The organism is Kitasatospora sp. NPDC101176, from assembly GCF_044768035.1.
Taxonomy (GTDB): Bacteria; Actinomycetota; Actinomycetes; order Streptomycetales; family Streptomycetaceae; genus Kitasatospora.
In genome coordinates, this window is the sequence record NZ_JBIWPA010000057.1 from 1 (window position 1) to 9,887 (window position 9,887).

Consider the following 9,887-nt stretch of genomic DNA (forward strand, 5'->3'; position numbering starts at 1 on the left):
CCCCCGGCCTCGCCATCGCCGCCACCAACGGCCCCACCACCACCGTCATCAGCGGCGACGCCACCCAACTCGACACCCTCCACCACCACTACACCGCCACCGGCATCAACGCCCGCCGCATCCCCGTCGACTACGCCTCCCACAGCCACCACGTCGAACCCCTCCACCACCACCTCACCCAACTCCTCGCCCACATCAAGCCGCGTCCGGCGACGGTGCCCTTCTACTCGACCGTCACCGCCGAGCCCATCGACACCACGGAGCTGACCGCCGACTACTGGTACCGCAACCTGCGCCAGACCGTCCGGCTGCACGAGACGGTGACCAGGCTCCACCGCGACCGGCACACCCACTTCATCGAGGTCAGCCCGCACCCGGTGCTGACCTACGCCCTCCAGCAGACCCTGGACGACCTGGGGGCGGACGGCACCGCGGTGCACGGCACGCTGCGCCGGGACCAGGACGACCACGCCCAGTTCCTCACCGCCCTCGCCACCGCCTGGACCACCGGCGCCCCCCTCACCCGCTGGACCACCCACGACCGCACCCCCACCCACACCGACCTGCCCACCTACCCCTTCCAGCGCACCCGGCACTGGCTCCAGGTGCCGGCCGGGGGCGGCAGCGGCGGGCCCGGGCTGGAGCCGAGCGGGCACCCGCTGTTCACCGGCGCGCTGCCCGTCGCCGAGGACGGCACCCTGGTGCTGACCGGGCGGCTGTCGGTCGCCGAGCAGCCCTGGCTCGCCGACCACGCGGTGCTGGACGCGGTGCTGCTGCCGGGCACCGCGCTGGTCGAGGCGGCGCTGCACGCGGGCGCGGCGGTCGGCCTGCCGGAGCTGGCCGAACTCGCCCTGGAGGCGCCGGTGCCGGTCGGCCCGGGCGAGACGCTGCAGCTGCAGCTACGGGTCGGCCCGCCGGACGGCACGGGGCAGCGCCCGGTCGGCGTGCACTCCCGGCCGCAGCGCCCGCAGGGCGCGGAACCCGCCGAGTGGACCAGGCACGCCTCCGGCCTGCTCGGCCGGCCCGCCGAGGACCGGCCCGCCGAGGAGCGGCCCGCCAAGGACGGCCCCGCCGCACCGGCCGGGGTCTGGCCACCGCCGGGCGCGGAGCCGCTCGACCTGACCGGCCACTACGAGCTGCTGGCTGCCCGGGGCTACGTCTACGGGCCGGCCTTCCAGGGACTGACCGCGGCCTGGCAGCAGGGCGACGAGCTGTACGCCGAGGTCAGGCTGGACGCCGATCCGGGCGGCTTCGCCGCTCACCCGGCGCTGCTGGACGCGGCCCTGCACGTCCTGGTGCTGGCGGCGGCCGGGGAGCCGGACGGCGACGCGGACGGTGTGCGGCTGCCCTTCGCCTGGCACGGCGTCACACTGCGGGCCACCACGCCGCGGGCGCTGCGGGTGCGGGTCTCCCGGCTGGACGGCGAGGCCGCCTCGGTGGTGTTCCTGGACGGGACCGGCACCGAGCTGGGTGCGGTGGCCCGGCTGGAGTTCCGGCGGATCTCGCACGCCCAGCTGGCCCGTGCGGTGGGGCGTGCAGGAGACGCGCTGTTCCGGCTCGGGTGGACCGCGCTGCCGGTCGGCCCTGTCTCCGCCGCCGACCGCCCGTGGGCCCTGATCGGCGCGGAGGTCCCCGGCCTCGCCGAGGCGCTGGCCGAGGCGGGCGTCACGACCGTGCGCCACCCCGACCTCGCGGCCGCCCGGGCCGCCACCGCCGGCGGCGCCCCGCTGCCGGCCGCCTTTCTCACTCCGCTCGGCGGAACAACCCCCGGGGACGGCTCCTCGCCGCTGCCTGCCGCCCACGCGGGTGCCCGGCGGGCGCTGGCGACGGCCGCCGAGTGGGCCGGGCAGGACTGGACCGGTGACGCCGTCCTGGTCGCCGTGACCACCGACGCGGTGGCCACTGGCGGGCAGCACCGGATCGCGCTGGCCGACTCCCCGCTCTGGGGCCTGCTGCGCAGCGCCGTCAACGAGCACCCGGGCCGGTTCGCGGTGGCCGACCTCGACGGCCTGCCCTCCTCGGTGCGCGCCCTGCCGACCGCCCTCGCCGCGGCGCTGTCCGCCGGGGAGCCGCAGCTGGCGGTGCGCGACGGCGCGGCCCTGGTGCCGCGGCTGGCCCGGGCGGCGGACGGCGGGGCGGCCGGCGGGGCGCCCGCCGCCCTCGACCCCGAGGGCACGGTGCTGATCACCGGCGGGACGGGCCTGCTCGGCCGCCTGGTGGCCCGGCACCTGGTGGTCCGCCACGGCGTGCGCCACCTGCTGCTGACCGGGCGCAGCGGCCCGGACGCCCCGGGGGCCGCCGAGCTCGCCGAGGAGCTGTCGGCGCTCGGCGCCAGGGTGCGGATCGCGGCCTGCGACGCGGCGGACCGCGAGGCGCTGCGGGAGCTGCTGGCCGCCGTGCCGCCGGAGCACCCGCTGACCGCCGTGGTGCACTCGGCGGGCGCACTGGACGACGGAACGCTGGAGTCGCTGACCGCCGAGCGGCTCTCGGCCGTGCTGCGGCCCAAGGCGGACGCGGCCTGGCACCTGCACGAGCTGACGGCCGGCCTGGGCCTGGCGGCCTTCGTGCTGTTCTCCTCGGCGGCCGGGCTGGCGGGCGCGCCGGGCCAGGCCAACTACGCCGCGGCGAACACCTTCCTGGACGCGCTGGCGCAGCACCGGCACGCGCTCGGGCTGCCGGCGGTCTCGGTGGCCTGGGGCCGCTGGGCGGACGGCGGCGGTCTGACGGAGCACCTGACGGCGGCGGACCACGCGCGGATCGCCCGCAGCGGCTTCGCGGCGATCCCGTCGGCGCTGGGCCTGGAGCTGCTGGACCTGGCGCTGGCCTCCCCGGAGCCGCTGCTGCTGGCGGCCACCCTGCACCCGGCGGGCCTGCGGTCGGCCGGGGCGGTGCCGCCGGTGTTCCGGGAGCTGGTGCGGACGGCCGGGCGGCCTGCGGGCGGCTCCGACGGCGGGCGGTCACTGGCCGAGCGGCTGGCCGCGGTCCCCGCCGAGGAGCGGGACGCCGTGGTGCTGCGGCTGGTGCGCGGGGAGGTCGCAGTGGTGCTCGGTCACGCCGACCCGTCGGCGGTACCGGTCGAGCGCTCGTTCAAGGAGCTGGGCTTCGACTCGCTGACGGCGGTGGAGCTCCGCAACCGGCTGGGCGCGGCGACGGGCCTGCGGCTGCCGGTGACCCTGGTCTTCGACCATCCGTCGTCCGGTGCGCTGGCCGGTTTCCTGCGGGCCGCGGCCGAGCCCCGGCCGGGGGCCGAGGCGGACCGGCTGCTCGCGGAGCTCGACCGCCTGGACGCCGCGTTGGCCGCGGCCGGGCTGGACGAGGCGGGCCTGGGAAGGGTCGCCGTGCGGCTGGAGGCGCTGCGCGGCCGGTGGGGCGCGGCGGCACCGGCCGGGGGCCCGGAGGACCAGGAGGCGGTCAGCGCGTCGATCCGGGACGCGGATCTGGACGGGCTGATGGCGTTCATCGACACCACGCTCGGCCGCTCCGGCCCGGCGGATCACTGAGCCCTGACGGAACGGAAGAGGCGACGAAGCGATGACGGACAGCCGGCAGCCGGACCAGCAGAAGCTGGTCGACTACCTGAAGTGGGTCACCGAGGACCTGCACCGCACCCGCCGACGGGTCGCGGACCTGGAGGCGGAGCGCAGCGAGCCGATCGCCGTGGTGGCGGCGGCCTGCCGCTTCCCCGGTGGGGTGGCCTCGCCGGAGGAGCTGTGGCGCCTGGTCGCGGACGGCGTGGACGCGATCGGCCCGTTCCCGGAGGGGCGCGGCTGGGACACCGCCAACCTGTACCACCCGGACCCGGACCACCGGGGCACCGCGTACGCCCGCGAGGGCGGGTTCCTGTACGACGCGGGAGACTTCGACGCGGCGTTCTTCGGGATCAGCCCGCGCGAGGCGCTGGCCACCGACCCTCAGCAGCGGCTGTTGCTGGAGCTGGCCTGGGAGGCGCTGGAGCGGGCGGGCATCGCGCCCTCGTCGCTGCGCGGTTCGCGGACCGGCGTGTTCGCCGGGGTGATGTACGACGACTACGGGGCGCGGCTGTACCCGGCGGTGCCGGAGGGCTTCGAGGGGTGGATCGGCAACGGCAGTGCCAGCAGTGTGGCGACCGGTCGGATCGCCTACACGCTGGGCCTGGAGGGCCCGGCGGTGACGGTGGACACGGCGTGTTCCTCCTCGCTGGTGGCGGTCCACCTGGCGGCGCAGTCGCTGCGCTCGGGGGAGTCCGCGCTGGCGCTGGCGGGCGGGGCGACGGTGATGGCGACGCCGGGGGTGTTCACCGAGTTCAGCCACCAGCGCGGCCTGGCGCCGGACGGGCGGTGCAAGCCGTTCGCGGCCGCCGCGGACGGCACCGGCTGGGGTGAGGGCGCGGGCCTGCTGGTGCTGGAACGGCTGTCGGACGCACGGCGCAACGGGCACCCGGTGCTGGCGGTGCTGCGCGGCTCCGCCGTCAACCAGGACGGCGCCAGCAACGGTCTCACCGCCCCCAACGGTCCGGCGCAGCAGCGGGTGATCCGGGCCGCGCTGGCCAACGCCGGGCTGACCGCGGCGGACGTCGACGTGGTGGAGGCGCACGGGACGGGCACCACACTCGGCGACCCGATCGAGGCGCAGGCGATCCTGGCCACCTACGGGCAGGACCGTGAGCTGCCGGTGCTGCTGGGCTCGGTCAAGTCCAACCTCGGGCACACCCAGGCCGCGGCCGGCGTCGCCGGGGTGATCAAGATGATCGAGGCCTTCCGGCACGGCGAGCTGCCGCGCACCCTGCACGTGGACGCGCCGTCCCCGCACGTGGACTGGACGGCCGGGCGGGCCGAGCTGCTCACCGGGCACCGCCCCTGGCCGGAGACCGGACGGCCCCGCCGTGCCGCCGTCTCCTCCTTCGGCATCAGCGGCACCAACGCCCACCTGATCCTCGAACAGGCCCCCGCCACCGAACCCGCGGAACCCGCCGAGCCCACGGGGACCGCCGCACCCGCGGCCGGGGAGGACGGCCCCCAGGTCTGGCTGCTCTCCGCCCACTCCCCGACCGCGCTGCGCGCCCAGGCCGAGCGACTGCACACCCGCCTCGGCACCGGCGCACCGGCCGACCCGGCCGCCGTCGCCCGCACCCTGGCGACCGCCCGCGCGCCGCTGGCGCACCGGGCCGCGGTGGTCTCGGCCGACCCGGCCGCCCGGCTGGAGGCGCTGGCCGCGCTGGCCCGCGGCGGCGACGCGCCCGCGCTGCTGCGGGCGGGCGCGAAGGGCCCGGTCCCCGGCCGGACGGCCTTCCTGTTCTCCGGGCAGGGCAGCCAGCGCCCGGCGATGGGCCGGGAGCTGTACGAGACCTTCCCCGCGTACGCGGAGGCCTTCGACGCGGTGGACGCGGCGCTCGCCCCGCACCTGGGGCGGCCGCTGCGCGAGGTGGTGTTCGCGGAGCCGGGCAGCCGGGACGCCGATCTGGTGCACCGCACGGTCTGGACGCAGCCCACCCTGTTCGCCGTCGGCACCGCCCTGTTCCGGTTGCTGCAGTCCTGGGGCGTGCGACCCGAGCTGGTCGGCGGGCACTCCGTCGGGGAGTTCACGGCCGCCCACGCGGCGGGCGTCCTGACCCTGGAGGACGCGGCCGCGCTGGTCGCCGCCCGGGCCCGGCTGATGGAGGCGCTGCCTGCGGGCGGGGCGATGGTCTCGGTCCGCGCGCCGGAGCGCCAGGTGCTCGCCTCGCTGGCCGGCTACCGGGACCGCGTGGCGATCGCCGCCGTCAACGGCCCGGCCTCGACGGTGATCTCCGGTGAGGAGCGGGCCGTCACCGAGATCGCCGAGCGGTGGCGGGAGCTGGGGCGCCGGACCCGCCGGCTCCAGGTCAGCCACGCCTTCCACTCGCCCCTGATGGACCCGGTCCTGGACGAGTTCGCGAGGGTCGCGGAGGGGCTGGCGTACGCGGCGCCGCGCATCCCGCTGGTCTCCAACCTGACCGGGGCGCTGGCCGAGCCCGAGCTGCTCGCCTCGCCCGACTACTGGGTGCGGCACGTGCGCGAGGCCGTCCGGTTCCACGACGGGCTGCGCACCCTGGTGGCCGAGGGCGTCGGCCGGTTCGTCGAGGTCGGGCCGGACGCGGTGCTCGCGCCGCTGGTCCAGGAGGCGCTGGCCGCCGACCGGCCGGGCGCCGAGGTCGTCCCGCTGCTGCGCCGGGAGCGCCCGGAGCGGGCGGCGCTGCTCGGTGCGGTGGCGCGGCTGCACGTCGGCGGGGCCGCGGTGGACTGGGCGGCCGTCCACGGGCCGGGCCCGGCGCCGCTCGCCGACCTGCCGAGCTACCCCTTCCAGCGCCGGACGTACTGGCTGGACGCCGTTCCCGCCCAGGCGCCGGCCCCGGCCGAGGAGCGGTTCTGGGCCGCCGTGGAGGCGGGCGCGCCGGCGCTCGCCGAGCTGCTCGGCACCGGGGGCACCCCGGGCACGGAGGGCCCGGTGGAGAGCCCGGACACCCCGGCCCGGGACGGCGCCCCGGCCGACGGGGCCGACGAGGCCCTGGTCGCGCGGCTGGCCGCCGTCCTGCCGGAGCTGGCGGCCTGGCGGCGGCGCGTCGCCACCCCGGCGGCGGCCCCGCCAGCCGACCCGCTCGGCGGGGAGCCCGCCGAGCCCGCCGGCGAGGACGCGGGCGGGCGGCTGCGCGCGGACCTGGCCGGGCTCGCCCCGGCCAAGCGCGAGGAGGCACTCGTCGCCCTGGTGCGGCTGCACGCGGCGACGGTGCTGGGCCACGACTCCCCGGAGGAGCTGGGCCTCGCCGAGCCCTTCCTGGAGGCGGGCTTCACCTCCTTCACCGCCCTGGAGCTGCGGACCAGACTGGCCGGGCTGCTGGACACCGACCTTCCCGCGGCCCTCGCCTACGACCACCCGAACCCGACCGCGCTGGCCAGGGAGCTGCTCCGGCTGCTGCCCTGGGAGAGCCTCGGCGGAGCGGTCTCCGAGCCGCCGGCGGCGGCGGTCTGCTCGGGGGCGGCGGCGGGCGCGGGGGAGCCGGCCGGAGTTTAGCCGCCGCAAAGGCCCGGTTTGGCCGCTCGGTCGAGGCTCGGGGGAGGCACCGCACGTCCGCGGTGCCTCCCCCTCCCCCGTTTCGGCGCGCCGCTGCGGCGCACCCGGGGGACTCCACCTGAACGAAGGAGCCCCGCCCGTGAGCCAGAGGGTCGTCATCGCAGGCGCCGGACCGACCGGACTGCTGCTCGCCGCCGAACTGCGGCTGGCCGGCGTCGACACCGTCGTGCTGGAGCGGCTGCCGGAGCCGAGCGGCGAGTCCCGGGGCCTCGGACTGCACGTGCGCAGCATCGAGATCCTGAACCAGCGCGGCATCGTCGACCGGTTCCGCACCCCGGAGACCGAGGCGTGGCCTGCGATGCACTTCGGCCTGTTCTGGCTGAAGCGCCCGGAGGGCCCGAAGGAGGACTACACCCTCGCCGTCCCGCAGTGGCGCACCGAGCACGCGCTGGAGGGCTGGGCGCGCGAACTGGGCGCGGAGATCCGGCGCGGCCACGAGCTGACCGGCTTCACCCAGGACGCGGACGGCGTGGCCGTCGAGGTCACCGGGCCGGACGGGCCGTACCGGCTGGACGCGGCCTACCTGGTCGGCGCGGACGGCGGCCACAGCAGGGTGCGCAAGCTGGCCGGGATCGGCTTCCCCGGCTCCGGGTCGGCGTTCTACGGCGTGCTCGGGGACGTCGTCGTCCGGGAGGGCGAGACCGTCGCCTACTCGGCCGAGCTCCACCCGGGCGGCTGGATGGCCACCGTGCCGATCGAGAACGGCCGCAAGCTGCGCCTGATGACCACGGAGTTCGACCAGGAGCGGCCGGGCGACGACGTCCCGGTGAGCGACGACGAGCTGCGCGAGGCGATCAAGCGGGTGACGGGCACCGCGCCCGACTTCGAGGAGACCACCTGGCTCTCCCGGTTCGGCAACTCCACCCGGCTGGCCGACCACTACCGCGACGGCCGGGTGCTGCTGGCCGGCGACGCCGCGCACGTCCACTACCCGATCGGCGGGCAGGGGCTGAACACCGGTCTGCAGGACGCGTTCAACCTGGGCTGGAAGCTCGCGGCGGCGGTCCAGGGCCGGGCGTCCGAGGGCCTGCTGGACAGCTACGAGGCGGAGCGCCGGCCGGTGGGCCGCCGGGTCTGCGTGAACACCCAGGCCCAGGTGTCGCTGCTCTACCCGTTGGAGAAGATCACCCCGCTTCGCGAGATCTTCGCCGAGCTGGTGAAGTTCCCGGAGGTCAACGACTTCCTGCTGCACCTGGTGACCGGCGTCGGCACCCGGTACGACATCCCGCTACCCGAAGGCGCCGGCGAACCCCACCCCCTGCTCGGACTGCTCGCCCCCGACCTCGAACTCACCACCCCCGACGGCCCGGTCAACCTCACCGAACGCCTCCACCCCGGCCGCGGCCTCCTCCTCCACCTCACCGACGGCACCACCCAGCCGCCCGACACCACCGGCTGGAACGACCGCCTCGACACCCTCACCGCCGCACCCCACCCCGACCTCGACACCACCACCCTCCTCATCCGCCCCGACGGCCACATCGCCGCCGCCACCGACCACCCCACCACCCTCCACCACGCCCTCACCACCTGGTTCGGCGCCCCCTCGACCGCCGGCGGTGCCGCATGACGGCCGCCCTGCCGGTGGTGATCGCCGGCGCCGGGATCACCGGACTCTTCACGGCCGCCGAACTCGACCGCGCCGGTGTGCCGGTGGTGGTGCTGGAGCGGTCCGCGCCGGGTGGCCGGACCGCCGCCGGGGTCGCGCTGAACACCGCGGCCGTCGGAGCGCTGGAGCGCCGCGGCCTCTACGCCGAGCTGCGCCCCCAGGCCCTGGCCCTGCCGCAGGTGCACTTCTCGCTGCTGTGGCTGGACCCGGACCGGGCCGGCGGCCAAGCCCGCTACCCGCACCTGCTGCCACAAGCCCGGGTGGAGGAGCGGATCGAGGCGTCCCTGGGCGCCGGGGTGGAGATCCGGCGCGGACACCGGGTCACCGGGCTGACCCAGCACGCGGACCGGGTCCTCGTCGAGGTCACCGGTCCGGACGGCGGGTACGAGCTGGCCGCGTCCCACGTGGTCGGTGCGGACGGCCCGCGCAGCGCCGTCCGCACCCTGGCCGGCATCCCGTTCCCGGGCGAGGCCGCCGGGTCCACCGGCCTGGTCGCCGACATCCGGGTGGACTTCGCGGCGGTGCCGCCGGAGGTGTTCGGCGCCCGCCACTTCGAGCGGGGGCTGTTCATGGGAGCGCCGGTCGGGCCCGACCGGCTGCGGCTGATCACCACCGAGTTCGGCCGCCCGCCCCGGGAGGACGCCTCCGCGCCGGTCACCGGCGAGGAGCTGGCCAAGGCCGTGCTGCGGATCGCCGACCTCGACCTCGGCCCGCTGGAGCCGCTCTGGTCGGGCCGCTTCGACGACGCCGCGCACCAGGCCGAGCGCTACCGCGACGGCCGGGTGCTGCTGGCCGGCGACGCCGCCCACGTCCACTACCCGCTGGGCGGGCTGGCGCTGAGCACCGCGCTGGAGGACGCGCTGAACCTGGGCTGGAAGCTGGCCGCCACGGCGCGCGGCACGGCGCCGCCGGGGCTGCTGGACAGCTACCACGACGAGCGCCACCGGGCCGGCCGGGCCGCCCTGCGGGCCACCCGGGCGCAGACCGCGCTGCTGCACCCGGTGGAGCGGATCGGTCCGCTGCGGGAAATCCTGCGCGAGGTGGTGGCCTTCGACGGCCCGAACCGCTTCCTGGTGGACCTGGCGGGCGGGGTCGGCACCCGGTACGACATCCCGCTGCCCGAAGGCGCCGGCGAACCCCACCCCCTGCTCGGACTGCTCGCCCCCGACCTCGAACTCACCACCCCCGACGGCCCGGTCAACCTCACCGAACG

At 77.2% G+C, this 9,887-nt stretch carries 3 protein-coding genes and 1 pseudogene; all 4 read left to right on the forward strand.

Features of this window, described 5'->3' with window-relative positions; translation table 11 throughout:
• On the forward strand, positions 1–3,500 hold a 3,500-nt coding region (locus ACIRS1_RS38270), incomplete at its 5' end, for an SDR family NAD(P)-dependent oxidoreductase (protein ID WP_402847289.1).
• Positions 3,501–3,555: 55 nt separating this feature from the next.
• Positions 3,556–7,005: pseudogene (locus ACIRS1_RS38275) on the forward strand (type I polyketide synthase); the annotation flags it as partial.
• Between the two features lie 139 nt (positions 7,006–7,144).
• Positions 7,145–8,635, forward strand: a complete 1,491-nt coding sequence (locus tag ACIRS1_RS38280; protein WP_402847290.1) for an FAD-dependent monooxygenase — start codon at positions 7,145–7,147, stop codon at positions 8,633–8,635.
• A partial coding sequence (locus ACIRS1_RS38285) for an FAD-dependent oxidoreductase (protein WP_402847291.1) occupies positions 8,632–9,887 on the forward strand: 1,256 nt, incomplete at its 3' end. The genes ACIRS1_RS38280 and ACIRS1_RS38285, both read left to right, overlap by 4 nt.